Origin of the sequence: Microbacterium sp. NPDC080005 (assembly GCF_040702445.1) — a bacterium.
Classification (GTDB): domain Bacteria; phylum Actinomycetota; class Actinomycetes; order Actinomycetales; family Microbacteriaceae; genus Microbacterium; species Microbacterium oleivorans_D.
In genome coordinates, this window is sequence record NZ_JBFBLD010000002.1 from 466,017 (window position 1) to 492,823 (window position 26,807).

The 26,807-nt window shown below is 69.8% G+C and carries 20 protein-coding genes; 8 read left to right on the plus strand and 12 right to left on the minus strand.

The genetic code is table 11. The features are described from left to right. The first annotated feature begins 50 nt into the window (after window positions 1–50). Both AB0259_RS09110 and AB0259_RS09115 read left to right on the plus strand, forming a co-directional pair. The gene (locus AB0259_RS09110) at window positions 51–1,124 is read left to right on the plus strand and encodes a polysaccharide pyruvyl transferase family protein (protein ID WP_366222151.1); all 1,074 of its coding nucleotides are present in this window, start codon (window positions 51–53) and stop codon (window positions 1,122–1,124) included. Next, window positions 1,121–2,149: a DUF6492 family protein gene (locus AB0259_RS09115; protein WP_366222150.1), complete on the plus strand. Its 1,029-nt coding sequence runs from the start codon at window positions 1,121–1,123 to the stop codon at window positions 2,147–2,149. Before AB0259_RS09110 ends, AB0259_RS09115 begins: the two co-directional genes overlap by 4 nt. Here the strand turns inward: AB0259_RS09115 and AB0259_RS09120 are convergent. Beyond that, a complete protein-coding gene (locus AB0259_RS09120) occupies window positions 2,086–4,551 on the minus strand; it encodes a right-handed parallel beta-helix repeat-containing protein (RefSeq protein ID WP_366222149.1) in 2,466 nt (821 codons plus the stop codon). The genes AB0259_RS09115 and AB0259_RS09120 overlap by 64 nt on opposite strands. 282 nt (window positions 4,552–4,833) lie before the next feature. Between AB0259_RS09120 and AB0259_RS09125 the strand changes: the two genes are divergently transcribed. After that, window positions 4,834–6,216 carry a polysaccharide biosynthesis tyrosine autokinase gene (locus AB0259_RS09125; RefSeq protein WP_366222147.1) on the plus strand — a complete coding sequence of 461 codons (1,383 nt, stop codon included), beginning with the start codon at window positions 4,834–4,836 and terminating at the stop codon, window positions 6,214–6,216. Between the two features lie 15 nt (window positions 6,217–6,231). Here AB0259_RS09125 and AB0259_RS09130 read toward each other — a convergent pair whose 3' ends face one another. The 6 genes from AB0259_RS09130 to AB0259_RS09155 form a co-directional block, all read right to left on the minus strand. Beyond that, on the minus strand, window positions 6,232–6,888 hold the full coding sequence (locus tag AB0259_RS09130; RefSeq protein WP_366222145.1) for a hypothetical protein: 657 nt from the start codon (window positions 6,886–6,888) through the stop codon (window positions 6,232–6,234). Further along, on the minus strand, window positions 6,885–7,928 hold the full coding sequence (locus AB0259_RS09135; protein WP_366222143.1) for a hypothetical protein: 1,044 nt from the start codon (window positions 7,926–7,928) through the stop codon (window positions 6,885–6,887). The genes AB0259_RS09130 and AB0259_RS09135 overlap by 4 nt, the downstream gene beginning before the upstream one ends. A 4-nt stretch (window positions 7,929–7,932) precedes the next feature. Further along, window positions 7,933–9,729, minus strand: a complete 1,797-nt coding sequence (locus AB0259_RS09140) for an ABC transporter ATP-binding protein (protein ID WP_366222141.1) — start codon at window positions 9,727–9,729, stop codon at window positions 7,933–7,935. 37 nt (window positions 9,730–9,766) lie between these two features. After that, window positions 9,767–11,077 carry a hypothetical protein gene (locus AB0259_RS09145; protein ID WP_366222140.1) on the minus strand — a complete coding sequence of 437 codons (1,311 nt, stop codon included), beginning with the start codon at window positions 11,075–11,077 and terminating at the stop codon, window positions 9,767–9,769. A 67-nt stretch (window positions 11,078–11,144) separates the two neighbouring features. Continuing rightward, window positions 11,145–16,556 (minus strand): PKD domain-containing protein, encoded by a 5,412-nt coding sequence (locus AB0259_RS09150; RefSeq protein ID WP_366222139.1) that lies wholly within the window; start codon window positions 16,554–16,556, stop codon window positions 11,145–11,147. Window positions 16,557–16,558: 2 nt separating this feature from the next. After that, the gene (locus AB0259_RS09155) at window positions 16,559–17,176 is read right to left on the minus strand and encodes a hypothetical protein (protein WP_251577788.1); all 618 of its coding nucleotides are present in this window, start codon (window positions 17,174–17,176) and stop codon (window positions 16,559–16,561) included. Between the two features lie 166 nt (window positions 17,177–17,342). On the opposite strand from AB0259_RS09155, the gene AB0259_RS09160 reads away from it, so the two are divergent. Further along, complete coding sequence (locus AB0259_RS09160; RefSeq protein ID WP_366222137.1) at window positions 17,343–18,395, plus strand: glycosyltransferase; 1,053 nt, start codon at window positions 17,343–17,345, stop codon at window positions 18,393–18,395. On the opposite strand, the gene AB0259_RS09165 is transcribed toward AB0259_RS09160, so the two are convergent. Next, entirely contained in the window at window positions 18,392–19,300 is a 909-nt protein-coding gene (locus tag AB0259_RS09165; protein ID WP_251577784.1) for a glycosyltransferase family 2 protein, read from the minus strand. The two genes, AB0259_RS09160 and AB0259_RS09165, sit on opposite strands and share 4 nt — an antisense overlap. Further along, complete coding sequence (locus AB0259_RS09170) at window positions 19,297–20,067, minus strand: CDP-alcohol phosphatidyltransferase family protein (RefSeq protein WP_251577782.1); 771 nt, start codon at window positions 20,065–20,067, stop codon at window positions 19,297–19,299. The genes AB0259_RS09165 and AB0259_RS09170 overlap by 4 nt, the downstream gene beginning before the upstream one ends. Window positions 20,068–20,149: 82 nt before the next feature. Between AB0259_RS09170 and AB0259_RS09175 the strand changes: the two genes are divergently transcribed. The 4 genes from AB0259_RS09175 to AB0259_RS09190 all read left to right on the plus strand — a co-directional run bounded on the left by AB0259_RS09175 (window position 20,150) and on the right by AB0259_RS09190 (window position 23,050). Beyond that, window positions 20,150–21,169, plus strand: coding sequence for a glycosyl transferase (locus AB0259_RS09175; protein ID WP_366222136.1), 1,020 nt, complete (start codon window positions 20,150–20,152; stop codon window positions 21,167–21,169). Beyond that, window positions 21,166–22,104, plus strand: a complete 939-nt coding sequence (locus tag AB0259_RS09180; RefSeq protein WP_366222135.1) for a glycosyltransferase family 2 protein — start codon at window positions 21,166–21,168, stop codon at window positions 22,102–22,104. The genes AB0259_RS09175 and AB0259_RS09180 overlap by 4 nt, the downstream gene beginning before the upstream one ends. A 95-nt stretch (window positions 22,105–22,199) precedes the next feature. Further along, the gene (locus tag AB0259_RS09185) at window positions 22,200–22,649 is read left to right on the plus strand and encodes an adenylyltransferase/cytidyltransferase family protein (protein WP_251577776.1); all 450 of its coding nucleotides are present in this window, start codon (window positions 22,200–22,202) and stop codon (window positions 22,647–22,649) included. Between the two features lie 194 nt (window positions 22,650–22,843). Then, window positions 22,844–23,050, plus strand: coding sequence for a hypothetical protein (locus tag AB0259_RS09190; RefSeq protein WP_366222133.1), 207 nt, complete (start codon window positions 22,844–22,846; stop codon window positions 23,048–23,050). A 62-nt stretch (window positions 23,051–23,112) separates the two neighbouring features. Here the strand turns inward: AB0259_RS09190 and AB0259_RS09195 are convergent, their stop codons facing one another. The 3 genes from AB0259_RS09195 to AB0259_RS09205 form a co-directional block, all read right to left on the minus strand. Beyond that, entirely contained in the window at window positions 23,113–24,648 is a 1,536-nt protein-coding gene (locus tag AB0259_RS09195; protein ID WP_366222132.1) for a DEAD/DEAH box helicase, read from the minus strand. A 182-nt stretch (window positions 24,649–24,830) separates the two neighbouring features. Beyond that, window positions 24,831–25,808 (minus strand): prolyl aminopeptidase, encoded by a 978-nt coding sequence (pip, locus tag AB0259_RS09200; protein ID WP_366222131.1) that lies wholly within the window; start codon window positions 25,806–25,808, stop codon window positions 24,831–24,833. Continuing rightward, window positions 25,805–26,674, minus strand: coding sequence for a neutral zinc metallopeptidase (locus AB0259_RS09205; RefSeq protein WP_366222130.1), 870 nt, complete (start codon window positions 26,672–26,674; stop codon window positions 25,805–25,807). The genes pip and AB0259_RS09205 overlap by 4 nt, the downstream gene beginning before the upstream one ends. Between the last annotated feature and the right edge of the window lie 133 nt (window positions 26,675–26,807).

Here is a 26,807-nt window from a genome sequence, read left to right on the forward strand (position 1 = left end):
TCGGGCCGCCGTGCGCGGCACCGTGACCCGACGGCCGGAAAGGACACCGCATGCGCATCCTCCTCGCCTGGACGGATGAGACCTCTCCGAACCTCGGTGTACGCGCCCTCGGACGCGGGTCGCAGGACCTGCTCCGACGCATCTGGCCGAACGCCGAGTTCACGTACATGAACTACGGCTCGAAGCCGGAGCCCGTCACGTGGTCGCCGCGCGGTCTCGTGCGCGAGTGGGTGACCGGTCGCCGCGGCATGCGCGACTGGATCGACGGGTTCGACCTCTACTGGGACACGCGCTCGGGCGACAGCTTCTCGGACATCTACGGTCTCCCGCGTCACATGACGATGTCGATGATCCATGAGTTCGCAGCGCGTCGACACGTGCCGACGATCCTCGCCCCGCAGACCATCGGACCGTTCGGATCCCGCCGATCCCGGATACTGGCGCGACGCGACGTGACCCGGTCTCGACTCGTTCTCGCCCGCGATCCGCTCAGCGCCGCCGCCTCGGCGAGACTCGGTCGCCCCGTCGACCTCACCACGACGGATCTCGTGTTCGGCATCGATCAGCCCGTCCCCGAGCCGGGTCACGACGTGCTGCTGAATGTGTCGGGGCTGCTCTGGCGCTCCGCGCGGCACGGCGACCCCGAGGTCTACCGACGTCAGATCGAGTCGGTGATCGACGGGTTGCTCGACCGCGGTCGGTCCATCACGCTGTTCCCCCACGTCCTCGACTCCCCCGACCCGGACAACGACGTCCCCGTCGCCCGGGAGCTGCACGAGCGATACGAGGGCCGCGTGGGCCTCGTCGTGCCCCGAGACTTGGAGCACGCCAGAGCCGTCATCGCCGGGGCATCCGTCGTCATCGGTGCGCGCATGCACGCCTGCCTCAACGCGCTGTCGACAGGCACGCCGGCGATCGCGATGGCGTACTCGCGCAAGTTCGCTCCCCTCATGAACGAGCTGGGGTGGCCCCATGTGGTCGATGCGGGCGCGGGCGACGACGCTGCCGAGCGCATCGTCGCCGCAGTGGACGATCCGCAGCTCGCCGAGCATGCCCGGAAGGCGCAGCGTCGGGGGCAGCAGCTCCTCGCCGACGTCCAGCACCTCGTCGAGGCCGTCCGATGATGTCTCCGCTCACCTTCGTGACCGTCGTCTTCGAGGCCGAGGTCCCGCTTCTCGAACTTCAGGCTCGTTCGATGTCCCGCTACCTGGACCCCGCGAGCGTCAAGGACATCGTCATCCTGGACAACTGCGTCCTCGGCCTGAGCGGAAGGTCGCGTCGACGTCTGCTGCGGGAGTACGGCGCGCTGCAGAGCCGCGTACGCTTCGTGCGGACCAGCGAGCTCATCGACCCCGGCGCGACCGGGGGATGGCGCAGCCAGCAGGCCGCGAAGCTCGCGATCGCCCGCCGGGTGCAGACGACGCACTACGTCGTCCTCGACGCGAAGAACCACTTCACGCGAGCCGCGAGCGCATCCGAGTTCGTCGACACGGCTGGACGCGCGTTCGGCCGCTCCCACCCGTACACCTCCCATCCCCTGCGCGGTTCGCTCGTCTGGACCCTCACCTATCTCGGCGCCGGCGCGTCCCTGGCCGAACAGGCACTGGGCGCCTTCCCTCCGACGGCGACGCCGTTCGTCTTCGACACCGACACCGTCCGCGCTCTGATGGACGACATCGAGCGTCGGTCGGGGCTGGCGTTCGCGGACGAGTTCGAGCGCCGGAAGCTGCTCGAGTTCTTCCTCTACGCGGGGTGGGTGGAGACGCGGGGTCCCGGCCTCGCCGCCCTGCGCAACAACCGGTCGGTCCCGTCGCCCACGGTGTGGCCGAAGGCGGCGTCCGTCGACGGGGTGCGCGCGGCGATCGCGGAGCATCGCCGCGAGGACGCCGCTGTGTTCGCCGTCCACCGCCAGGTGCTCGCAGCCGCGGACCCCGCCGCCCGCGATCGCATCGCCGAGGCGTGGACGACCTTCGGTCTGTTCCCGGATGCCGCGTCAGCCGACCGATTCATCCGTCGCTTCCGGCGGCGGTACCTTCCCGCGATCGTCTGGACCCGCGGAGTGGAAAAGCTGCGTCGCGCCCTCGGTCACGGGAAGCGTGCGCCGAGGCTCACCTCTCCGGAGCCCAGGTCCGAGACCGCAGCGATCTGAGCAGGCACCGGCACGGCGATCGCCGTCTGCCGGGAGGCTTGGGCGGATCGCAGAGAGAAGTCCTCGCGAACGGGCGATGCGGCCTGCTCGAGAAGCACCGATCGCTTCTCCCGCCCCGCGGCAGCCCTGAAGTCAGCGAGGGTCGTGAAGCCCTCGGACGATCCGGCAGCGCCACGCGAGTAGATCGCGAACCACCTCGGCGCCGTGGGCGATGCGCGGTGGTAGAGGTTGCCCTCGGCACGGGTCACCATCTGGCCGCCCACCAGGGCTCGCGAGAAGTCGTCAACGCACACGAGACATTCGCCCCGAGGCTCTGCCACGACGTTGTTCGCGATGACGACACCGTCACTCATCCAGGGGATCAGAGCGTTCGTGGAGCGCCGTTTGTTCTGCGTGACCGCGATATTGCGCTCGTTGCCCACGAGGGTGTTGTTCCAGATCGCCGCATCCCCTGCATTCGCGATCAGGATCCCGTGCAGCGCGTTGTCCGCAACGAGGTTATCGGCGAAGACCGCTCGCTCCGACAGCTCGAACACGACGCCATTGCCCGTGTTGCGCAGACTGTCGTTCCCGCTGAAGACGACGCCGTAGTTCGACTCGTCGAACCACGGGCCCTGACCGAAGTTGTCGGCGAACACGCTGTCCTCGACGACGACGTCGGAGGAGCTGTGGATCTTGAGTGCGCCCGACACCGGTGCGCGGTTGAAGCGCTCCCGGTTGTTTCCCGTCGAGAGCATCCGACGTACCTCGAGGCCGTCCGCCTGCGACGCACCTGCCCCGAGGAGACCGTTGCCGATGACCGACACGTCCGAGAGGGTCGTGTTCTTCGACCAGGTGTAGAGACCGGTCGTCGAGTTGTCGCGGACAGTGACGTTCGACAGCGTCACGTTGTCCGCGGCGATGGTGACCGTCCCCATCGACGGAACGCTCGTCGCATAGCGTCGGACGCCGATGCCCTGAACGAGCGATCCCGCCGAGCGCACCGACAGAGCACTGATGAGGGTGCTCACCTTCGCCTTCTTGCCCGTGAGATCCGAGCCGACGACGAGCTCATCAGCCTTCTCGTCGACGAAGAAGCGGCCGTTCGAGACCTGCGATCGCGATGCGACCTGCGTCAGCTGCCGTCCATCGACCCAGATCTGGTCCGGGTGAGCAGCCATCGGGTAGGCGGGGTCGACGAAACGCCAGCCGTCCTCCGTCCCGTCCGGCTCACCGCGCTTGAACGTCGGGCTCGCGTCGAGGGACTGCGTCCACCCGGGGCGGATCCAGACGTTTCCCGACTTCCGCCATCCCGTGATCGTCTCCGCGCCGTCCATCCATACGGCCTCGGCTCGATAGGGCTGAAGAGTGACCCGCTTCTGCGGCGGGATGATCACGCTCTCGTGGTAGGTCCCGCCGCGGAGGGCGATGGTCCCGCCGTTCGAGACCTTCTTGAGTGCCGCGGTGATCGTGCGCAGGGGCGACGCCGCAGTGCCGGCGGCGGAATCGCTGCCGCTCGGCGAGACGATGACCGCGTTCGACGGCACGGGGAAGTCTCGCGTTCCCGGCTCCGCAGCTCCCGAGGCGGCGCGGGCGCCCGCGACCTGCCCCGCTGCGGGAGGCGGCGACGTGGGCTCACTGGGCTTCGGCATCGGCTTCGGTGTCGGCTTCGGCGCAGGCGCCGCCACGGCTGCCGACACCGTCAGGTCGTCGATACCGACACGCAGCGCCTTCGTGAGCGCCGAGGTGTAGAGGGAGAATTCGGCCGCACCCGATCCGGCGATGCGCGCGGGCGAGGAGTCCGTATGCGTGATCGTACGGGCGGTGGACTCGGCCGCTCCCGCCGCCCAGACCTTGCCGGTGAGCGCGACCTTGCTGGATCCCGTCGCCTGCAGCCGCACCTTCAGTGTGGCACCGGCACGGACGCGGTCCTTCAGCCTCACGCGCTCGAGCGTGGTCACTGCGGCGCCGGAGCGCTTCTCGAGTGTCAGGTCGATCTCACCGCCGGTCATGACGCGCACGCCGACGAGGTAAGCGCCCTTCGAGGTGGCCCGGACGCCGTGTGAGAGGTACAGCCCGCTCCCGCTCGTGGGGAGGGTCGGCACGGTCACCGTGAACCGCGAGTCGACGTCGCGGGCGGCGATCGGGAGCGTGAGTCGTGACGTGCGTCCCGGCCGGGGGCTGGCCACCCACGCCTTCCCTCCGCTGACGGAGGCCTTGGTGCCGGAGAGATTGCTCCACCCGCCTCCGCGCTCGGCCTTGCCCCACCCCGACGTCACCGAGCGCGACATCGCGTCGCGCGCGTACACCGCGGGAGCAGCGGATGCGGGGGCTCCGGCCCCCACCAGCATCCCGACGATCAGGATGAACACGAGAGCGAGCGGGACGGCGACAGCGCGTCTGGACAGGGGGAGCGAAAGCATGCGGGGTCTCGATTCGCCGTGGGGGGGACCGACGGAATGAGCGACGACGGAAAAAGTGTCGCGAACGGGGGGAAAGTGTCGTCGACGGTATCAGAGCCATTTTCACCGCTTGTTTCGGATGAGAAATCCCTCATGCGGTCGGAGGGGAGGACCGAGTACTCTCCGCAGCCCGCTGAGAATCTGTGAGACCTGTCGGTGAGCTCCGTCACCCCCGTAGAATGTAGGGACTCTTGGGGAGGGGGACCCATGGCGGAAACAGCGCCTTGGTCGGGGCATTGGCTGTTGAGTGCGCTGCGGAAGTTCTGGTGGGGGGTCGCGCTCTGCGCCGTGCTCGGGGGGGCCGTCGCATACGGATTGTCCGCGCTCGAGACACCGCGGTTCCAGTCGACGGCATCGCTCTACTTCGCGCTCAATCAGGGGGCGAGCGCATCGGATCTGAACCAGGGGTCGGCGTACACCCAGAACCAGATGCTCTCGATCGCACAGCTGGCCACGACTTCGCGGGTCCTCGAGCCGGTCATCGACGAACTCGGCATCGCCACGACGCCCCGTGAGCTCGCCCGCTCGATCGATGTCGCGATCCCGCAGGACACCGTCATCCTCCGCATCACCTCCACCTCGACGAACGCCGATCGGGCGGCGGCGCTCGCCAATGCCGTCGCCACCGAGCTCGCCGACGTGGTGCTCGAGATCTCACCGAAGGGCGCGGAAGGCGCTCCGACCATCACGGCGGAGACGATCGACAACGCCGTGGTACCGGCATCCCAGTCGTCCCCCAACAAGCCCCGGGACGCTCTCCTCGGGTTGTTGCTGGGGGGCATCCTCGGAATCGCCGCCGCCCTGATCTTCAGCGCCGCCGACACCCGCGTGCGGAACGAGGAGATCCTGGCGCGGGTCAGCGGCACTCCCGTGCTCGGGGTCATCACCCGCGCACCGCTGCTGGCGCACCGGGCCGCCGGCGTCGCGCAGGAACCCATGGGCCGATCGGCGGAGGAGTTCCGGCGACTCCGCTCGGCCCTCACCTACGCGAACGTGGGCTCGCGGACATCCACCCTGCTCGTCACGTCCGGCTCCCCGGGTGAAGGCAAGTCGACCGTCGCCGTCAACCTCGCGCTGACGCTGGCAGACCTCAACCACCGCGTCCTGCTGATCGACGCAGACCTGCGGCGCCCGCAGGTGCACGTGTTCTTCGGGATCGACGACGCGGTGGGCCTCACGTCCGTCCTGCTGAAGATGCACGACTTCGACACGGCGCGATATCCGTTCCGGTCGTCGACGCTCGATGTGCTCCCCTCGGGGGGTACCCCGCCCAACCCGGCGGAGATCCTCGCCTCACGGGCGATGGCCGAACTCCTCGAGCAGTCGGCGGAGAGGTACGATTTCGTGGTGGTCGACGCCCCGCCCATCCTCAACGTCGCCGACGCGAGCCTGCTGGCCTCGTCGGTCGACGGCGTCCTCTTCGTCGTCGACGCGACGAAGACCCGCCGACCCAATGCGGCGAAGTCGATCAAGCTCCTCGAAGGGGCGGGGGCCCGGGTCCTCGGCAGCATCCTCAACCGTGCTCGCCACGACAAGCGGGCCGGCGACTACTACGGTCCGGTCACCCGCGTGCGAGCATCCGCCGACGAGGTCTCCGCGCTCGGAACCACGCCGACACAGGCCTGACCGCCGAGCCGGGTGTCACAGGCCGCGCGCTGCGCGTCGCCCGGAGCGATCCGCGAAGGCACGCAAGAGCGTGTGGAGCGCGATCGTCTGCTCCTGCACGGTCTGCAGGACCCGATGGTGGTCCTTGAGCCGGCGGTGATGTGCATCCGGGATGTCGACGTCGTGGGAGCGATCACGCCGGCGCACCCACCCGCTCCGGGTTCGGTTGTCCGCACGGACACTGCCGCGATGCTGATCCAGGAATCCCGCGAAGGCGGCAAGCAGGCCCGAGGCATCCTCGCTCCGCCCCGCGGCCGTCGCCGGCTCGATCTGAGCGAGCGTGACGGCCTCCCGCAGCGTGAACGTGCGCGACCGCATCGCAGGGATGAGCAGGGCCACATCCGCGCGCTCGGCGCGCGTCGCGGTGAGCACGAGGCCCGCATCCTGCAGCAGGTCGCGGTCGAGCAGCACGGCCCCGTGGTCGGAGAGCGACACGAGCTCGTCCTCGCCGGTCGCCGTCACGAGACCCTGAACCTCGTCGCACACCGGCTGACCTGCGACCGCTGCGACCCCCGCACTCGACGCGCGCCACCGTTCCGCACCGGAGGCACGCTCAGCAGTCCGGAACTCGTGCTCCATCAGCCGCGAGCGGCAGACGTTCGCGTGGCAGATGAAGAGAACGCCGTCGGTCATACGAATCCTCCCGTTCGTGTGATGCTCAGCCAGGGTTCGATCGATGCGAGCCGGCCGGTGAGGAGGGCGCGGACGCCGCCGGGAACGCCTGCGCCATGATCGCGCGCCGCCCCGAAAGCCGCGCGTGCGACGAGCACAGCATCCCTCTGCCGGGCACCCCCCGACCACTCCTGTCCGGCGGCCGCCCACAGCGCCGTCAGCGCCGGGTCGAACTCACCGTCCCGATAGGCCTCGAGGACGTCCGCACCTGCAGAGATCAAAAGGCCGATCGGGTAGGCGAAGAACGGTTGCAGCTGCAGATCTCCCAAATCGATCGGCACCGGCCGCCCCCCGCGCGCGATCATCAAGTTCTTCGTCGTCGCCTCGTACGCGCTCGGCACCCAGATCATCGGGTCACCGAGGCCGCCTGCATCGCACACGTGGCCGACATCCCATCCCTCCCGGAACGGCGAGGTCTCGGCGAGGTCGTGTGCGACAGGTGCCAGTACCTGCCGCAGACCGGCTCCCCCGGCGCCGGCCTCCGCTGTCAGGTGTGCGTACTCGCCGATCAGCTGTTGCACAGCGGCGATGCGAACGCGGGGGTGGACGTCGAGGAGATGTTCACCCGTGACCAACTCCTCGACCACGAACTCACCGTCCCCGCCGACGGCGAAGGCGGGAGCGCCGACGTGCGACGTGAACGCGGCGCGCATCCGGACGTAGTCCTCGGTCACGGGCCCCGTGCCGTACCGGCGGATGACGTGGTGCGATGACGTGTCGAACAGGACCGTCCCTCCGTCATGGGCCGCAATCGCGGCATCCGCCGTTCCCCCACGACCGAGGACGACGAACGCGTGGCGCAGGTCGCCGAGTCGCGTGAGAGGCGAGCCCGGGTCCCGGGTCGAGGCGACCCCCTTCGTAGACGAGGCGTGACCCGGCACCGGGCCGGACCCGACGCGGCGCCACATCAGCGGACCTGCCTTGACCCACAGCCCGGGCGCCAGGTTGCGACGGACGGCGCGCACGCGATTCCTGCCGGTCGAGACGGAGAGGACATCCACGGCGTCAGCCCAGGGCCGATCGACGAGGGCCGCCGCGGGAGGCCGTTCGCCCGGAGATCTCGCTGACCTCCTGGAAGTAGTGGTTGTCGTGACGCAGGTTCTCCGCCGTGTCGAAGCCGGCGATCGTGCCGTCGGCGACCACCATCACGCGGTCGCAGATCGCGAGCGTCGACAGCCGGTGCGCGACGAGGAAGACGATGGCGTCCCCGGCGAGCTCGTGGAGCGTTGCTTGGACCGACTCCTCCGACTTGACGTCGAGGGCGCTGGTCGGCTCGTCGAGGATCATGACGGCAGGACGCGCGGCGAGCGCGCGAGCGAGGCAGATGCGCTGCCGCTGCCCGCCGGACACCAGTGAGGCGCGGGCGCCGACGATCGTGTCGTACCCATCGGGCAGCCGCAGGATGTCCTCGTGGATGTGCGCGCGGCGCGCGGCCTCCTCGACGGCGGCGTCGTCCATGCCGTCGCGGAAGAAGCGGATGTTCTCGCGCACCGTTCCGTAGAACAGCTGCGGGGACTGCGGGACGTAGGTCACCATCCGGCGCCAGTCGTCCCGGTCGATGGCCGCGGCGGGCATTCCGTTCACGGAATAGACACCCGCGGTGGGCTCCCGCAGCCTCAGCAAAAGTTGCACGAGTGTGGACTTGCCTGCTCCCGACGGGCCGACGATGCCGACGATCTCGCCCATCTTCACCGAGAAGGAGATGTCGCGGAGCACGTCCACACCTCGGTCGTAACCGAAGCCGACGCCGCTCATGGTGAGATCGCCGATGTGGTCAGCAGCCTCGTGGCCGGGACGCTGGGGCTGCGACTCGTACCGTTCGATCGCGTCGGCGAGGTGATGGACGAACGGCAGCTTCTCGTCGACGGAGGTGATCGCGCCCTGCACGCGCTGGCCGTACGTGACGGCTCGGATCAGGATGAGGACGACCGCGCCGAGCGTAGCGATGTTGCCGGCCCCGAGGAGCGCTACGACGCCGAGCGCGATGACGAGGACGAGCAGCGCGACGCTCTGATAGAGGGCGGGCACGGCACCAGAGAGGTACCGCACCTTCTGGAAGGGATGCTGCACAGCACGCAGCTGCGCATAGAACCGCTCCCGGTAGGCGGGCGTCGCACCGAAGACCTCGGTCTCCTCGGCGAGGGCCGCGACTTCCTGGGTGGTCTTGGCGTACTCGATGTTCTCGGAGCTCAGGACGGTGGAGGCCCGCCGCAGCGAGCGCGAGAGCGGGCGGAGCACCGCGAACAGCGCCAGCGACACCACCGTGATGACGGCTGCGGCGGGCGGGCTCATCGCGACCGCGGACGCGAGCAGGCTGAGGAACATGAGGCCTGCCGAGATGACTCCCGCGATGAGGATGATGGTCTCGGACGTCGCGCGGACCTGGTTCAGCATCACCGACTGGAACCCACCGTCGCGTTCAGCCGCCTTGGACGGCCAGGCGGCACCGACGAAGGCGTCGAAGAGACGGGTGCGCAGATCCACCATCGCCTGCCCGCTCATCACGGCGGGCAGATACGCGACCCAGAGTTGCAGGGCCCCGCGGAGAAGGGCCAGCAGGATGCCGAGCGTCAGGGCGAGCGGCAGGTTCAGGGTGATCTCGAGCCCGATGAGATCTACCCGGACGTCGCGGCTCTCGGCGAGCGCCAGGGCGAGCGCAGCGATGAGCGTGAGGAGCGCTGCCTCGAAGAGGCCGGCCGCGACCGAGGCCACCGCGATGAGGACGATCTTGCTGCGGGACCGCGTGAAGAACGGGCCGACGCGGCGCCACGCCGCCACCGACTCCTTCAGCGTCGACAGCACGGACCGTCTTGATGTTCCCTCTCGACGTCCTGACAACTCATCTCCCCCTTGATGACGTGCCGACTCCGGCCCCGTCGACGATCACGACTTCCGGGCGCGGATGCTCCGCGAACCGGGACGATGCGGTGCTTTCCCGCTCCGGTCTCAGCGCGCTCGAGACCGCGACGCCGACGATGAACCAGAGCAGGATGCCGTACTGCGTGATGAACGCGACGGCGAACAGTCCGGGCAACTGGGCGAGGATCGCCACCGACGCCGGAGACATGCGCTTGGACGTGACGGCGACGATCACGGCGCCCACGTACACGGCGAACAGCGCCGCGGTCGGGATGTATCCGTACCGCAGCAGCAGTGAGATGAACGCGTTGTCGGTCGAGGCCGTGAAGTTGCCGAGGTAGTCGTCGCCGACGACCAGGTCCCCCCAGCCCGTGGCGCCGCCGATCGGCTGGACCTGGCTGAGCAGGACCGTCAGGCTGCCGCGGTAGTCCGCGCTGCCGCCTGCTTCGCTGCCCGCGTCGAGGAACACCGTGTCGAGGAACGGCACCAGGATGAAGAGCCCGACGCCCAGCAGCCCGGCGGTGAGCCAGCGGATCGACGCTCCGACACCGCGCAGCACGAGGATGGAGAGCACGACCGTCAGGACGAAGGTGATGATGCCGATCCGGCTGAAAGTGAAGACCACGGCCACGCCGACGACGGTCAGGCCGACGGCCTTCATCCATGTCGTCGCGCGGGCGGCGAGCACGAAGGCGGCCGACATCGCGAGCGCGCCGCCCAGCGCGATGGAGTGGCCGAACGCCCCCTCGGCCCGGAGGAATCCGGCGCGCGGCTGCAGCGTGCCCCAGGTCGCCTGGAGCGGTCCATACCCCGGGATGCCGATGAAGAGGTTCGAGCCGGTGAGGAACTCGATGACGGCCAGGACCCCGACCGCGACGGCCGCCCCCGCGATCCAGCCCGTGATCGGCCGCGACCCGACGCGTTCGTAGATGATCCGTCCCCAGAAGTACGGGAGGACCAGTTCGAGAACGCCGGATACGAGGTGCGACAGCTCGACCTGCCTCGCCGCGAAGAGCAGCACGACCAGGCCGACGAACAGCAGCATGAACGCGTCCGGTGCTGCGAGGCGGAAGCGGCCGCCGTGGAGGACCACCAAACCGAGGGTCAGGAGCGTGATGCCGGACATGTAGAAGCCGACGTTCAGGCCGACCCAGATCGGCAGGAAGAAGGCTGCGAGCACCCAGACGGCGAGGCTGGCGTGCGGCGCCCGCACGAGGAACATCGCCGCGATCCCCGCTGCGACGAGCGCGGTCACCACAGCCATCATCATGAGACCGTTCGGCATCCGCATTCACCTCCCCTCAGCGCGGATCGGCCCGCCGGATGCTCCGTTGCATGCCGGCGGGCCGACATCGTGGTCATCCGATCGGCACGACCCGGAAGTCGTCGAAGGACACCGTCATGGCACTCGTCGACGACGATGCGCGGTTGGCGCGAAGCCCGACCGACGCAGCCGCCTGGAGGTCGCTTGTCGTGTCCGTGGCCACGAGCTGCCATGCCGACGGCTCGGTGGCACCCTTCTTCCACAGCTTCGCCCGCAGCTCGGTCGTGCCGTTCGCCCCGGCGGACTCGACCTTCAGCGAGAAGCTGTCGCCGGCGGCGTACGTGAGACCCGTCGCGCTGAACGTCTGCAGAACGGTCGAGCCGCGCTGCGCCACGAGGTACACCTTGCCGTCCGTCCGCAGCCAGGCGTTCACGACGTAGTAGCTGCTCCCTGCATTGCGCGGAACGATGCCGACATAACCCGACCCGGTCGACGAGGCGACGTCGATCGTGAAGTCGGTGGATGCGGTGAAGTTGCGCAGCGGCGTCTGCGAGAGCAGTGCGGTACGCGTGCCCCCCGCGCTCAGCGCGAACTTGCCCGTCCCGCCGCTCACGCTCGCCGCGGACGCCGCGCCACCGCTGATCGTCCAGGCGCCCCCGACGTCGGCCGTGCCCCAGCCTCCCGTCGCGGTGCGCTCGAAGGCATCGCGGGCGAGGACATCGGCCGGTGCCGGTGCGGTGACCGTGACGGTCTTCTTCACCGAGTGCGTCGCACCCTTGTCGTCGGTGACCGTGAGGGTCACCTCGTAGTCGCCCGCCGCCGCATAGGTGTGCGAAGCCGTCGCGCCTGTCGAGTCCTGCGACGAGTCGCCCCACTTCCACGAATACGACGCGATGGATCCGTCCGCATCCGTCGATCCCGTACCGTTCACCGACGCGGTGAGGTTCGACGTCGAGGACGTGAAGCTCGCCACCGGCGCCTGATTGGGTGCAGGAGCCGTGACGGTCACGGTCTTCGTGACGGAGTGCGTGGCTCCGTCGTCATCCGTCACCGTCAAGGTGACCTGCTTGTCGCCGGCCGACGCGTAGGTGTGGGATGCCGTCGCTCCCGACGATGCGGGCGAACCGTCCCCCCAGTTCCAGGAGTACGACGCGATCGACCCGTCTGCATCCGTCGACCCTGAGCCGTTCACCGACGCGGTGAGACCGGATGCTGACGAGGTGAAGCTCGCGACCGGCGCCTGGTTGGGGGCGGGGGCCGCCTGGCTGTCGCGCACCGTGAGGTTGTCGAAGCGGACCGTGCCCGGCGAGGTGGCGGAGCCGGCCATCGCATAGTGCAGGATCGGCCCACCGGAGGTCTGCAGCTCGGCCGTGGAATCCGTCGTCTCGAGCTGCCACGAGGACGGCTCGGCGGCCCCTTGCTTCCACACCTTGGCCTTGATGGCCGTCGGGTTCGTGCCCGTCACGTCGACCCGGAGCGAGAACGCGTCGCCAGCTCCCCAGGTGAGTCCGCTCACGGCCTTCGAGGTGATGACCGTGGTGCCGCGCTGGGCGACGAGCCAGACCGCTCCCGTGTCACGGTGCCAGACGCGCACGTTGTAGAAGTTCGACCCGTTGCGCCGTGCCCCCAGTCCGACGTAGCCGGCGCCTGCGGAGGGACCGTTCGTCAGTGTGTAGTCCACGCGGTTCTCCGAATCGCGCACGGAGGAGCCGAGGGCGAGGGTCCGCGTCTGCCCGGCGGCGACCGTCAGCTGGCCCTTGCCGTCCTGCACGGAGGCACCCGAGGTCGAGCTGCTCGCGAAGGTCCATCCACCGCCGACGTCGGCGGTGCCCCATCCGGACGCGACCGTCCGCCCGAAGGCATCCGATGCGGCATAGGCGGGAGCGGGGGTCGCGGCGACCGTGACCGTGCGCTGCACGGAGTCCGTCGCGCCGAGGCTGTCGGTCACCGTCAGGGTGACCGTGTAGTCGCCGTCCTCGTCGTACTCGTGCGTCGCCGCCGCACCGGTCGTGTGCGCGGAGCCGTCGCCCCAGTTCCAGTCGTAGGCCAGGGTCGCGCCGTCCGAGGCCGAGGAGCCCGAGGCATCCGTCGTCACAGTCAGCTCGTCCGCCTCGGACGTGAACGCCGCCACGGGTGCCGCGTGGGTCACCGTCACGTTCTCCGTGTGCTGCGTCGAGCCGCCGCGACCGTCGGTCACCGTCAGCGTGACGGCGTACGTGCCGGCTGCCGCGAAGCGGTGCGAGACCGTCGCCCCCGCTGCTGTGGCGTCGTCGCCGAAGCTCCACGCGTAGGTCAGCGGGTCGCCGTCGGGGTCGGTGGCCGCGCCGGTGAATGCGGCGGTCAGGCCGTTCGCGTCGGCGGTGAAGGCGAGGTCCCGCGGAGCCGCGTTCGGCGGCTGCTGGCCGGAGCCGATGATGAAGTGGTCCGATACCTGAGCCTGCGTCAACGCCGTCGGGTACACGGCGGCCTCGTCGAGCGAGCCGGTCCAGTAGGTCGCGCCTTCCCAGCCGGAGTCGCCGCCGATGCGCCAGTAGCCGCTGTAGTTCTGCGCCGTCGTGATGTCGTTCTGGTCGACGAGCTGGCCATCGAGGTACAGACGCATGCCGGCCGACGACTGCGTGGCGACGACATGGTGCCACTTCCCGTCGTTGAATCCCGGACCGCTCTGGATGATGCCGGCCCAGCCGTTCCAGACCCCGAAGCGCAGCGCGCCGTCACCACTCATGTAGACGTGCCGGTCGTAGTTTCCGCTCTCCCCCACGCGGTTGCTGCCGAAGCCGATCAGCTTGCCACCGTTGGTGCTGGTCGTCTTGAACCACGTCTCCATCGAGTAGGTCGTCGGGTTGAACACCTGCTTGTCACCCGTCACACCGGTCTGGCCATTCGGGCTCAGGGCGATCGAGGTGCCCGCACCGGTGGCCAGAGCGCTCGGAGCCCCCTTGGTCACCCCACCGAAGTAGGTTCCCGGGTAGATGTAGCCCGCACCGCTCGAGTCCGCGGCAGCGGCGCCGGTCGTCTCATCGAGACGCCAGTACACCGAGGGGTTCAGCGCGTAGACGGACTTGCCGTACGTGTCGGACGGTGCGGCGGCGGGCGCCGTCCCGCGGCCGCTCGCAGCGTAGTGCCGGGCGACGGCGTCGAGGCTCAGGGCCGACGGGTACACCGCGACGTCTGCGATCGTCCCGGAGAGGTAGCTGCTGCTGCCGCTGTTGGGCCAGCCGCCGGTGTTGTCGCCGCCGACCTTCCAATAGCCGTTGTAGCCCTCACCCGACGTGATGTCCGATCGGCCGCCCACGAGGGCGCCGTCGACGTAGAACCGCATGCCGGCGGGAGAGAGGCTCGCGACCACCTGGTGCCAGGCGCCATCGTTGTAGCCCGGCCCGCTCTCGAGCGTCTGGACGCTGCCGGGATAGACGCCGAACGTCAGTCGACCGTCGTTGCTCAGATAGATGTGCCGGTCGTAGCTGCCGGACGTGCCGCCGGCGTTGTTGCCGAAACCGACGATCTTTCCCCCGGAGGTGCTGGTCGTCTTGAACCAGGCCTCCACCGAGAACGTGTTCGGGCCGACCTCAGGCGTCGCGGTCGAGGCGAAGGAGCCGTCGACACCGGCGAACTGCGTCGCCTTCGTCGTCGTCGCCTGGTTCTGCCCCGCTACGCCGCGCGTCGCACCGTTCACCGTGAGGTCTTCGCTGCCCGCCCAGTCGAACGCGGCGGTGCCGGAGTCCTCCCCCAGCGGCCAGTAATGGGTCGCGCTGTCATCGATGACCGCACTCGCGTACGCCGAGGCGGACGTGGAGCTGATCGTGACCGTCGCGGCGGAGCTCTGGACCGCGTTCCCGTTTCCATCGCGGGCGATGACCGTATAGGTGTACGTCTGCCCTGCGACGACGTCGGTGTCCTTCATCACGATGCCCGGGCGCTGCCACCAGGTCGAGGCGACGGTCGTCGTCGCGACGGGCGTGGACCGGCCGCTGCGACGGAGCTCGTACGTGAGGTTCATGTCGTCGCGATCCCAGTTCGCCTGGATCTGCACGCGGGCCTCACCCGCGGTGATCGAGCGGGCGCTCGGCGCCCAGCTGGCCGTGGCGATGCGCGGACCCTGCTTCGCACCCGTCGACGGCTTGGTCGAGAAGCGGACGATGCCCTGATACCGCTGATTGTTCACGCTGCCGAACTCGCCGGCAACCGAGATGTAGTCCCCGGTTCCGGTGATCGACAGACCGGCCTGTCCGAGCCCGGAGGTGTTGCCGACCGTGAAGTCGGGGTACCAGGCGTAGGCCGACGGCGACGGCGTCCCCGCCCAGTTCTTGTAGATGGAGCTCTCGCTGGGGGTCCGGGGCAGCGTCCCGCGCGCATCGGCCGTGTAGGCCTCGATGTACCGGTACTGACGCTTGGGCTGCTCCGGCCAGAGGTTGACGGTGTCGCACTGGTGGGTGTGGCTCGTCGAGTAGACGATCTTGCCGGTCGACCAGACACCGTAGTGGTCGCCGTGGCAGTCCGCGAGCCAGCGGAGGTCTCCCGCTCCCGCATTGACGGCGAACGTGCCCTCGATGTTGCCGGTCGCGACGTCGGCGTAGGTCCAGCCCGTGCCGTAGACGCCACCGGCATCCGTCGCGAGTGCGAAGATGCCGCTGCGACCGGCGTTGCCTCCCTCGGCCCAGCCGTTCTTGATGACGGAGGTCACCGCCCAGGGTACGGTCGCGCCCGTCGCGGGGTCGAGTGCGCCGATGCCGCGCTGTTCACCGCCGACGCCGTTGACCGTGTAGAAGCGACCGCCGATGATCACCTTCTGGTTGCCCGGCTCCATCACCATCGCGTCGACCTGCAGGTCGGTGGTGGGGGCCCAGGACAGCAGGGCTCCGTTGCTCGTGCTGAAAGCGGCGAGGTTGCCGCGCGCGACGCCGTTGCCCTGCGTGAAGCGGCCGCCGACGTAGACGGCGCTCCCGGTCGTCGCGATGGCGTACACACCGGTGCCGCCCACCGACGGGGAGAAGCCCGGTACGAGGGCTCCCGTCGTCGCGTCGAGCGCGGCGAAGTTGAACCGCGTCGTGCCGTTGACCGAGTTGAAGGATCCGCCGATGTAGATCCGGCTGCCGTCGGGCGATGCGGCGATGGCCTTGATGACGCCGTTGACCTGCGGGGCGAAGGACTTCAGGTTCCCCGTAGAGATGTCGTAGGCGAGGATGTTCGACCGCGGCGTGAGGCTCGTGCCCGGCGCGGCGAGGGGGGCGCGGGCATTGGTGAACGAGCCGGCAGCGTAGACGGTGTTGCCGATCATGGTCTGCGCCCAGACGTACCCGTCGTCGATCTGCACCGTCGGGAGCGCGTCGGCGGTCGCGACGTCGGCGTCGCGCTGGAGCAGCGGAGCGGGATCGGGCGAGAGCGGCTCTGCGGCGTGAGCGGCCGGCGACACTGCCAGCACACCGGCGCCGATGAGCGCCGTCGCCGCCAGGACGCTGACGGCGCGGGCGAGCAGCGACGGCTTGCGAGTCGTTGCAGTGGTCATGTTCAGTCCGTCTTTCCCGAGAATTCGGCGATGGGCTCGCCCGCCGAATAGTTGACGCTCACGGTGACGGCGCGATCGGCCGCGGGGTCGAGCATGAAGACATAGGAACCGGATGCGGAGTCGCCCGGTTCGAGGTCACCGGCCAGGGGCGTGTTGGGCCCCGCGGTCGTGCCGATGCCGTACTCGCCGTCCGCTGCCGTGAGCGTGACGACGGCGGAGTCGAGGTCGGCGGCCTCCCGCGAGTCGTTGCGGGCGGTCAGCCGCACGACGACGGCGGGCCCGGACACCTCGCCGGGTGTCTTCGCCTCGACGGAGGTCGCCGACACCGAGTCGAGCTCGATGACCAGACCCGTGGACAGCGCGATCGGTTCGTCGATCGCGCCCTTCTCGACGTCGACCGTCGGCGCCTTCGTGGGCGCGTCCGCTTCCTCGGACGGCACGGGCGCGGGAGCGTCCGGGTCGATCGGCGTGGGCGACACCGTCGCCTGCGTCGGTGCGGCGGCGGGCCGTTCGGCCGCCGCTACTGCGCTGCAGCCGGCGAGCAGAGTGACGCCTGCGAGGGCGACCACCGCCCCCCGCTGCAGCCGGCGCGCGAAACGCGCAGCGTCATGTGTCCCCACGGAAATCCCCGACCCCCAAAGTCGTTTCTCGTTCCCCAACGAGAGATCCCGCCCCCAGCAGGATCGTGCACAACATACGTCTCCGAACGCCACAGCGCAAGCACGGACTTCTCTGCGACGCGACGGCGTGCTCGTATGATGACCGTCGGGGGGGACTATGCGAGTGATGTTCGACGCCTTCTGGTGGGGCCGGGGACCCGGGGCGAACCGGACGGTGCAGAAGGAGTTCATCCGCTTCTGGGCGGACACGTTCCCCGACGACGAGCTCATCCTCGCGCTCCGGAACGACGCCGATGCGTCCGACGTACCCGCGGGCGCGGAGGTCGTCCGCACGAGGCTCTGGCCGCACGCCCTCGCCAACCGCTGGGAGTTGCCGCGCCTGTCCCGCGCTTCCGGCGCCGAGGTCGGCATCGTGCACAATTACGCGCCACGGTCGGGGCGCTCCGTCGTCTTCGTGCACGACGCGATGTTCCACGACAACCCGGAGTGGTTCTCCCGCCGGGAGCGGCTGTACTTCGCCCCCATGCTCCCCTGGTCCCGTCGGGCCTCGGTCGTGACGACCTCGACGGAGACCGAGGCGCGGCGCATCGCCCGCCTCGCCCCGCAGCTCACGCCGATCGCCGTCGGGCTGGGTGTTCCCAGCGCGTTGACGGATGCCGTGCCGCGCCGCCCGGCGGCCGTGCCCGAGGGGTCGGGGTTCGCCGTCACGGTCGGGCGCTTGAACGTCCGAAAGAACCTCGCAGCGGTCATCGACGGCGCCCGGCTTGCGGCCGCCGTCACCCCGCAGACCCCCGTGTACGTCGTCGGCGGATCCGCCCACTCGGGGGTGAGCACGGAACTGCCCGACACGCTCCGTTCCGCCGTCGCCGAGGGCCGAGTCGTGTTCCTGGGGTCTCTGGATGACGACGAGGTCGCCTGGCTCTACACCCATGCCGCGCTCGCGATCAGCCTGAGCCTCGATGAGGGGTTCGGACTGCCCGCTGTGGAGGCTGCGTGGTTCGGGACGCCTCTGCTGGCCAGCGACATCGCCGTCTTTCGCGAGACCGTGGGTTCGTACGCCGAGTTCCTGTCGCCGACGGCATCCGCACAGGCTGTCGCCGCAGCGATCGACGGTGCGTGGGGCAGGCGACCGGACGCCGTGACCCGCGAGGCCGTCGTGGCGCGATACACGTGGCGCGCCGCGGTGGAGCGGCTGCGCGACGCAGCCGTCGGTCGTTAGGCGCGACCCCTCGGCGATGCGCTGGCGATCGCTCGTCGTCCGTCACGGATGCCTCGCGCCAGTGCGCGCCAGGGTGCGAGGGAGCGCAGCTGAGCGCGGCCGCCCTGCATCAGGATGAGCCACGACACGCGAGGTGTCGCCCGCCACCAGCGGCGCACCATCTCGGCATCGCCGTGCTTCGCGGCGTAGAGAAGCCGGTTGCGGATGTTGTAGTAGTAGTACGTCTCGGACTTGGCTCGCCCCTGCACGGCGTCGACGTGCGTCTGCCCCTCGTCGTGGACGGCGGTGACCGGAAGGGTGCGCAACGATCCGCCCGCGTCGAGCACCCGTCGCGACAGGTCGACGTCCTCCCAGTAGAGGAAGTACTCCTCATCGAAACCCCCGACGCGCGACCACAGCCCTGCGGACATGGCGAAGCAGGCACCCGTCGCCCACTCGTGGCGGGGCCTGCCGGCGCGCTCGACTCGGCGGCGGGCACCGGCGATCGATCCGTCGTCGAGGTAGAGGTCGCTGCCGCCGAACCAGACCCCGCCCGTTCCGTCGACGATGACGGGTGACACCAGGGCCTCGGGGTCGTCGGCGGCCGCCTGGACCAGCTGCGTGAGGCTGTGAGAATCGATGGTGGCGTCAGGGTTCAGCGCGACGATCACCTCTGCGCCACGCCGGAGCGCGACCTCGACCCCTGCGTTCGTCCCCCCGCCGAAACCCGCGTTGTGCTCGAGGAGGACCGGCACCCACCCGTGACGGTGACACGCCGCTTCGATGCGCTGCCGCTCGTCCGCGGAGCTGAAGCAGTCGACCACCACGACGAACCCGTCCGCGGGCGGAGTCACCGTCGCGGCATTGGGCTCGAGGATCGCGCTGGCACCGTAGTTCACGATCACCACCGCGGCGCGTGGACTCACGGCCCCGGGACCCCCGTGATGGCGACTCCCGCCGGCGCCGTCACCGGGAGATCGAGGGCACGGATCTCGCGGTGCCATTTGACCGCGGCGGCGGCCAGGAAGACGGCGTTCGCGATCAGCAGCAGCGTGTACGCCGCGAGGAACAGCGGCGGAGCGCCCCACAGGACGAACACGAGGCACAGCAGCCCGAAGTCCGTCGGCACCAGGATGAGCGAGCGCAACGCGGTGCCGCCGCCCCGGGCGTGCGTCGATGGCACGCCCTTCTTGCCTTTGAGGAGGTCGTTGAGCAGCATCCCGAAGAAGGTCACGACGCCGACCACGCAGTACGCGAGCGGGACGAGGAGCCACAGGGTGTCGCGCGCGTCGGTGTGCCACCAGAGGGCGACCAGGACGCACAGATGGAGGGATGCCGTCTTGAACGCGTCCACGAAGTGATCGAGCCACTCCCCCGCGAGGCTCCCCCCGCCGCGCAGGCGGGCGAGCTGACCGTCGGCCGAATCCCACGCGTAGCCGAGGACCAGGAGCGCCGCGACGAGGCATCCGGTCCACCACTGTGCGGGCGCGACGACGAGCACGACGAGAGCGCCGAAGGTGTGCAGCGCGCTGATCCCGGTCGCACCGTCGGGGGTGATCCCCCACTGGTGGGCGGCGGCGGCCAGCGCCCTGCCGATACGTCGATTGACGTACACGGAATAGGCGGGCGCACCGCGGGCGTGCCCCTTCTGCGCCGCCGCCAGCCGACCCCACGAGTCCCCGAATGCGCTCATCGCTGTATGCTCCGTCCCCCGACTAGATGCATCGTCCCCGGTCTGAGCATAGGGGATGCGTCAACCTGCCAGACTGTCGGCTATGTCGACCGGTGACCGCCTGCGCGTGATGCAGTCCTTCGGTGCGCCGCGGCCCACCTCGAACCCGTACGTCCACATGCTGGACGCGGCCCTGGCCGCCGAGCCCGGCCTCGAGCACTTGCGCTTCGCCCGGCGAACGGCGTTGTTCGGCCGCTATGACGCTCTGCACTTCCACTGGCCCGAGACGCTGTTCGGCGGCGCGACGCCCCTCAAACGGTTCATCCGACGGTTGTTCGGCACCGTGCTGATCGCCCGTCTTCGGGTCACGCGTGTGGCGATCGTCCGGACGCTGCACAACGTGGAACTCCCCGACGTCGACTCCCGGTGGGAGCGCCGGCTCCTGCAGTGGGTCGATCGCCGGGCGGACTTCCACATCCGACTCAACGAGTCGACTCCCGTCCGCGCCGGTGTCCCCTCCGCCGTCATCCCGCATGGGCACTACCGGGACTGGTTCGCCGCCGTCGAACGCGTGCCCGCGGTGCCGCGTTCTCTCGGATTCGTCGGTCTGGTCCGGCGCTACAAGGGCGTCGAGCCGCTGATCGCAGGCTTCCGCGCGACGCGACTGGCCGAGTGGACGCTCCGCATCTCCGGCAACCCGTCGACCCGTGAGCTCGCCGACGAGATCCGCGGGCTCGCGGAGCAGGACGAGCGGATCTCGGTCGACCTTCGCTACCTGTCCGAGGAGGACTTCGCCCGCGCGGTCATGTCGTCGGTCGGGGTCGTGCTGCCCTACCGGTTCATGCACAACTCCGGAACGGCGCTGGCGGCTCTCTCACTGGGTCGACCGGTGCTGGTCCCGCGCAACGAGGTGAACGCCGCGCTCGCCGACGAGGTCGGACCGGGGTGGGTCTCGATGTTCGACGGGGAGCTGACGGCGGCCGATCTCGAGCGCTTCGCGGAGGCCGCGGCGACGCCTCCCGAGACGGGACCGGATCTCGAGGATCGCGGCTGGTCGCTCGTCGGCATCCGTCATCGCGATGCGTACGCGCGCGCGGTCCGCGCCCGGCGGGGCGGCGCGTGAACGCGTCCGGCACGAGTGTTCTCGTCGCGGTGCCCTCGTACCGTCGTCCCGATCGGCTCCGCCGGCTGCTGGCCGCCCTCGCCGAGCATCGCGAGGACGTCCGGCCGGTCGTCGCCGAGGTCCTCGTCATCGACAACGACCCGGAGGGCAGTGCGGCGGGTGCCGCGACGGAGGCGGGGGCGTCCTACGTGTCCGAACCCCGACCCGGGCTCGCCGCAGTCCGCAACCGCGCGATCGATGAGGCCCTCACCCGCGCAGCGGACGCGCTCGTCTTCATCGACGACGACGAAGTCCCCGAACCGGGGTGGCTGCGGACACTGCTCGACCCGTGGGCATCCGGGGAAGCCGATCTCGTCTCCGGCCGCGTGGAATCCGCGTTCGACTCCGCGCCTTCCGAGTGGATCACCGCGGGCGGATTCTTCCGGCGCGTACGATTCGCGAACGGTGAGCGGATGCCGGTGGCCCCGACGAACAACCTGCTCATCGGCTGTGCGATCCTCCGGACGACGGGCATCCGTTTCGACGAGGACTTCGGTCGGACGGGCGGCGAGGACATCCACTTCACATCAGCCCTGCATCGACGCGGTGCTCGGATCGTCGCCGCGGCCGACGCGGTCGTCATCGATCACGTGCCGGACGACCGCGCGACGCCCTCGTGGGTCCTCCGCCGCGCATTCCGCGTCGGGACGACGACGGCTCGCGGAGACATCGACCTCACCGCAGGCGCCCCGCGCCGATGGGCGCGCCGCGTCCGATGGGTCGCCGTCGGCGCCGCCCGCGCGCTCGCCGGCGGCGGCCGCTGGCTCATCGGTGCGGTCTCCCGCTCGACGGTGCACCGCGCCCGCGGTGCGCGGCTCGTGGCCCGCGGACTGGGCATGGCGGCCGGCGGAGCCGGATTCCGGTACCTGGAGTACCGGCCCCGAAGGCGGTCGTGACGCTCCGTCTCGCCGTGGTGTAGTCTCCCCCCATCGGGCTTTGGGGGCCTGATTCGAGTTGGGGCTCGATCTGTCTGCTTGCTGGGGAGCTTGCGATGACTGTGCGTATCGGTTACGCCGCGGGGGCGTTCGACCTGTTCCACGTGGGACACCTGAACATCCTTCGACATGCGAGGGACAACTGCGATCTGCTCATCGCCGGGGTGGTGAGCGACGAGATGCTGCATCAGGTGAAGGGCGTGGATCCGTTCATCCCCACCTCGGAGCGCGCGGACATCCTGCGCGGCATCCGCTTCGTCGACCACGTCCACATCGAGACGGTGCCCGACAAGCTCGACGTCTGGCGCGAAGTGGGGTTCACCCACTTCTTCAAGGGCGACGACTGGCGCGGCACCGAGAAGGGCGACCGCCTCGAGCGCGAGTTCGCCGAAGTCGGGGTCGAGGTCGTCTACTTCCCGTACACCGTGCACACCTCGAGCAGTCAGCTCCGCCGTGCGCTCGAGGCCGCCTCGGTCGACCGTGAGCTCCGTTCCGAGTCGGCGTGACCGCGGCAGCGTCTGACGACGCTGCGCCCTCAGCGGGTTCCGACGATGTGATCGAACTCTTCGTCGGACAGGTGGTCGCGCTGTTCCCGCTCCGGATGAAAAGCGGAGCGATCCCGGGTCGACCGGTGCCGACCGTGCGACGGATCTTCCCGCGCTCGCCCGATCCGGGCACACCGCCGGAGAGCATCGCAGCGATGCGCGCTCGGACCTACTCGCTCTTCGTCGATGCGCCCGGCCACGGCATCCTGACAGTCGGCGATCATCGGATCGAGGTCGTCATCCTCGAACTCGACGTGTCCACGCCGCGGCAGGCGACGGTCTTCCGCATCTCTGCGATCGCAGGTCGCACGATCGAGATCACCGGAGTCGTGGTCGAACCGCCCCTGGATGCCGCCGGCTGACGGGCGCGCGGACGACGAGAGCCGCACCCCGGTGGACGGGGTGCGGCTCTCGATGTCGAAGGTCAGCGACCGCCGCGGCGGTTGCCACCGTTCTGGCGGACGACCGAGCCGACGGTGAGCGACCCGCCACCGGTCGCGCGGCGACCGGTACGGCGCGCGCCACCGGTCGGGGCGGCCTTGGGCGCGCCGTGCGCCGCCGCCTGGCCGTGACCCGCGGCACGCGCGGGCTGTGCGTCGCGACGGGGCGCGTCGGAGGTGCGGCCCTGGCCGCGTCCGCGGCCGCCGACCTCGCCGCGTCCACCCTGGCCCGAACGACCGCGGTCGCCCTGGGCCTCGCGGGCGGCACGCTTGCGCTGCGCATTCGCGCCCTGGCTCTGCCCGCCGCCGCGGACCTGCGGCTGCTCGGGCGCCGGGGTGACGTGCGGGGCGATCTCGCCGACGAGCTCGACGACCGACGCGGATGCCGCGGTCACGGCCTCGGGCGTGACCGAGATGGACGCCTTGCGCAGAAGCTGATCGACGTCGCGACGCTGCTCGGGGAGGACGATCGTGACCACGGCCCCTTCGGCGCCGGCTCGGGCCGTGCGGCCCGAACGGTGCAGGTACGCCTTGTGCTCCATGGGCGGGTCGACGTGGACGACGAGCTCGACTTTGTCGACGTGCACACCGCGGGCGGCGACGTCGGTCGCGACGAGCACGCGAGCGGTTCCCGCGGCGAACGCCGCGAGGTTGCGGTCGCGCTGCGGCTGCGAGAGGTTGCCGTGCAGGTCGACCGAGGGGATGCCCTGCGACGTCAGCTGCTTGGCGAGCTTCTTGGCGGCGTGCTTGGTGCGCAGGAACAGGATGCGGCGACCGGTGCCCGAGGCCAGGAAGCGCACGAGCTCCTTCTTCTCGTCGGAGCCCGGCACGTGGAAGACGTGGTGGGTCATCGCGGCGACGGGCGAGTGCGCCTCGTCGACCGAGTGCAGCACCTCGTTCTGCAGGAAGCGGTTCACGAGCTTGTCGACGCCGTTGTCCAGCGTCGCGCTGAACAGCATGCGCTGCGCGCCCTGCGGGGTGGCGTTCAGGATGCGGGTGACACCCGGCAGGAAGCCGAGGTCGGCCATGTGGTCGGCCTCGTCGATGACGGTGATCTCGACCGCATCCAGGCTCACGAGCTTCTGCTGCATGAGGTCCTCGAGACGGCCCGGGCAGGCCACGACGATGTCGGCGCCGGCACGGATCGCCTCGACCTGGCGGTTCTGGTTGACCCCGCCGAACACCGTGGCGGTCTTCATGCCGTAGGCCGCGGCGAGCGGCGCGAGGGTGCGGTCGATCTGGGTCGCGAGCTCGCGCGTCGGAGCGAGGACGAGACCGAGGATGCGTCCGCGGCGGCGAACGCCGCCGGCGAGACCCTGGCCGAGGCGGGCGACCATCGGGATCGAGAAGGCGAGCGTCTTACCCGAGCCGGTGCGGCCGCGACCGAGGACGTCGCGCCCGGCGAGGGTGTCGGGCAGGGTGTCGACCTGGATCGGGAAGGGGCTGGTCTTGCCCTCCGCGGCGAGCGCGGAGATGAGGGGGGCGGGCACGCCGAGCGTGCCGAACGTGGGTTCAGTCATGAGTGAACTAACTCGGGCGTGTTCGCCCGGATCGGTGGCCCGAGTGCGAGTGCGCAGACGGGTTCGCCGTGAGAAGGAGTCGCCGGCGACGATCGATGGATCGGCAGCGGAAGATGCGTTCTACGACGCGAGGGGCACCAGGGAAGGATGCCGCAACCCGTCCAGCCTACCAGCCGGCCCGGTCAGGCGGCGAAGCGGTCGGTCGCCGCCCGCAGTGCGGCCGCGATACCCGGCTCGCTCGCCGAATGGCCCGCGTCGTCGACGACGACGAACTCGGCCTCGGGTAAGGCCCGATGCAGGTCCCACGCCGACATCATCGGGGTGCACATGTCGTACCGTCCCTGCACGATGACGGTCGGGATGTGCCGAATGGCGTCGACGCCCCGGATGAGCTGATCCTCCTCGAACCACCCCCTGTTGACGAAGAAGTGGTTCTCGATGCGCGCGAAGGCGGTGGCCCTGGCGTCTTCCGCCATGGATTCGACGAGCGTCGGATCGGGTCGGAGCGTGAGGGTGGATGCCTCCCACGTCGTCCACGCGACCGCTGCCGGCACGTGCACCGCGGGATCGGGGTCGAAGAGCAGCCGATGGTAGGCGTCGATCAGGTGCGACCGCTCCGCGACGGGAACCGGGGCGAGGAAACCCTCCCAGAGGTCGGGGAAGACGGCGGCCGCGCCGCCCTCGTAGAACCACTCGAGCTCGTGCCGGCGCAGGGTGAAGACACCGCGCAGGACGAGTTCCGAGACCGCCTCCGGGTGCGTCTCGGCGTACGCGAGAGCGAGCGCGCTCCCCCACGACCCGCCGAAGACCTGCCACGTGTCGATCCCGAGTTCGCGCCGCAGTCGCTCGATGTCTGCGACGAGGTGCCAGGTCGTGTTGTGCTGCAGATCCGCCTCCGGCGCGCTCACGTGCGGCGTGCTGCGCCCGCATCCGCGCTGATCCATCAGGACGATCCGGTACCGCTCGGGGTTGAAGAAGCGCCGATGCCAAGGGGAGGTTCCTGCGCCGGGACCGCCGTGCAGGAAGATGACCGGCTTGCCGTCGGGATTGCCGGATTCCTCCCAGTACACGCGCTGGCCGTCACCGACGTCCAGCTCGCCCTCCCGGTGCGGTGAGATCTCCGCGTAGAGGATCCCGTCGAGGTCGGTCTGGGTCTTCATAGGTCCTCTCCGGAGACGGCGAACGTGTCGCATGAGCGCCAGCCCTCACGGTAGCCCGTCATGAACCACCGCTGCCGCTGCTCGCTCGACCCGTGCGTCCAGCTCTCGGGGTTCACCCGCCCGGACTGCTCCTGGATGTGGTCGTCGCCGACCGCTGCGGCCGCGCCAAGCGCGTCGTCGATCTGCGCCTGCGTGGGTTCGAGGAGGAAGGGCCGACCCCCGGAATCCTTCTGCTCCGGAGCGGCGGCCGTCCAGGCGCCCGCGAAGCAGTCGGCTTGGAGTTCGGTGCGGACCGCGTTGCTGTCCTCGCCGGTGCCGTCGCGCGGGTACTCCTCGAAGACCCCCAGTAGGTTCTGCACATGGTGTCCGTACTCGTGGGCCAGGACGTAGAGCTGCGCCAGGTCGCCGCCCTCGGCACCCAACTGCTCGCGCAGGATGCTCCAGAACGTCGGGTCGATGTAGACGGTCCGATCGGTCGGGCAGTAGAACGGACCCGCCTGATTGGATGCCGTGCCGCACGGCGTCTGCGCCTGGCTCTCCACGAGCACGAGCTTCGGCTTCTGATAGCCGTCGAGTGCACCCTGCCAGTAGGCGTTGATGACCTCTTCGCCGGCGTCGAGACGGCAGTCGTCGTTCGCGTTCGCGTCCGCACCGCTCTCGCAGTTCTCGACGACTCCCCGATCGGGCGACGTGCCGCCGCCGGCACCTCCGCCGAGGAATCCGCTGAAATCCTGTCCTGTGAACAGCATCAGGAGAAGTACGACGACCGCTCCCGCGCCGCCCGCGCCGCCCGCGATCACCGCTCCTCGGCCGCCGCGTCGAGTGGCCCGCGTACCCCGCACATCCGCATCCGGGTTGAAAGTCATGCCGGAACGGTACGCCCACGCCGGCCGGCGAACGAGACGGTTGCGGGAGGGCGACTCTTCGTGCTCGTCGCAGGATCAGCCAGAATGGACGAGGAAGCGCGGTCACATCGCGACCGAGGGCGAGGAGAGCACA

Coding starts and splice junctions, on each gene's coding strand:
- AB0259_RS09110 (WP_366222151.1), top strand. CDS start 51: ATGCGCATCCTCCTCGCCTGGACGGATGAGACCTCTCCGAACCTCGGT.
- AB0259_RS09115 (WP_366222150.1), top strand. CDS start 1,121: ATGATGTCTCCGCTCACCTTCGTGACCGTCGTCTTCGAGGCCGAGGTC.
- AB0259_RS09120 (WP_366222149.1), bottom strand. CDS start 4,551: ATGCTTTCGCTCCCCCTGTCCAGACGCGCTGTCGCCGTCCCGCTCGCT.
- AB0259_RS09130 (WP_366222145.1), bottom strand. CDS start 6,888: ATGACCGACGGCGTTCTCTTCATCTGCCACGCGAACGTCTGCCGCTCG.
- AB0259_RS09145 (WP_366222140.1), bottom strand. CDS start 11,077: ATGCGGATGCCGAACGGTCTCATGATGATGGCTGTGGTGACCGCGCTC.
- AB0259_RS09150 (WP_366222139.1), bottom strand. CDS start 16,556: ATGACCACTGCAACGACTCGCAAGCCGTCGCTGCTCGCCCGCGCCGTC.
- AB0259_RS09160 (WP_366222137.1), top strand. CDS start 17,343: ATGTTCGACGCCTTCTGGTGGGGCCGGGGACCCGGGGCGAACCGGACG.
- AB0259_RS09170 (WP_251577782.1), bottom strand. CDS start 20,067: ATGAGCGCATTCGGGGACTCGTGGGGTCGGCTGGCGGCGGCGCAGAAG.
- AB0259_RS09175 (WP_366222136.1), top strand. CDS start 20,150: ATGTCGACCGGTGACCGCCTGCGCGTGATGCAGTCCTTCGGTGCGCCG.
- AB0259_RS09185 (WP_251577776.1), top strand. CDS start 22,200: ATGACTGTGCGTATCGGTTACGCCGCGGGGGCGTTCGACCTGTTCCAC.
- AB0259_RS09190 (WP_366222133.1), top strand. CDS start 22,844: ATGCGCGCTCGGACCTACTCGCTCTTCGTCGATGCGCCCGGCCACGGC.
- AB0259_RS09195 (WP_366222132.1), bottom strand. CDS start 24,648: ATGACTGAACCCACGTTCGGCACGCTCGGCGTGCCCGCCCCCCTCATC.
- pip (WP_366222131.1), bottom strand. CDS start 25,808: ATGAAGACCCAGACCGACCTCGACGGGATCCTCTACGCGGAGATCTCA.
- AB0259_RS09205 (WP_366222130.1), bottom strand. CDS start 26,674: ATGACTTTCAACCCGGATGCGGATGTGCGGGGTACGCGGGCCACTCGA.